The sequence below is a fragment of the Cupriavidus sp. SIMBA_020 genome (assembly GCF_046535395.1).
GTDB classification, from domain to species: Bacteria; Pseudomonadota; Gammaproteobacteria; order Burkholderiales; family Burkholderiaceae; genus Cupriavidus; species Cupriavidus campinensis.
On sequence record NZ_JAWRWU010001294.1, the window covers coordinates 1 to 249 of the forward strand.

The 249-nt window shown below is 67.9% G+C and carries 1 protein-coding gene; it reads right to left on the minus strand.

All coding sequences use genetic code 11. The annotated features are described in order from the left end of the window. Nucleotides 1–249, minus strand: a 249-nt coding sequence (locus tag SB751_RS33685; RefSeq protein ID WP_410749456.1) for a LysR family transcriptional regulator, incomplete at both ends; no start/stop codon positions are given.

The following is a 249-nucleotide window of genomic DNA, read 5'->3' on the forward strand; positions in this document are numbered from 1 at the left end:
GCGGTGTTCAGGAAGGCGCCGTCCGCCTCCTCCAGGTCGGCCAGCAGGCGCACGCAGCGCCGGTAATAGGCCTCGCCGTCATGGGTCAGCCGCACCTGGCGCGTGGTGCGCTCCAGCAGGCGCGCGCCCAGGCGTTTTTCCATGCGCTTGACCAGGTTGGTGACGGTCGCGCGGGGAATCCGCAGGTCTTCCGACGCCTTGGAGAAACTGCGCCGTTCGGCGATGCGGACGAATACCTGCATTTCCTGG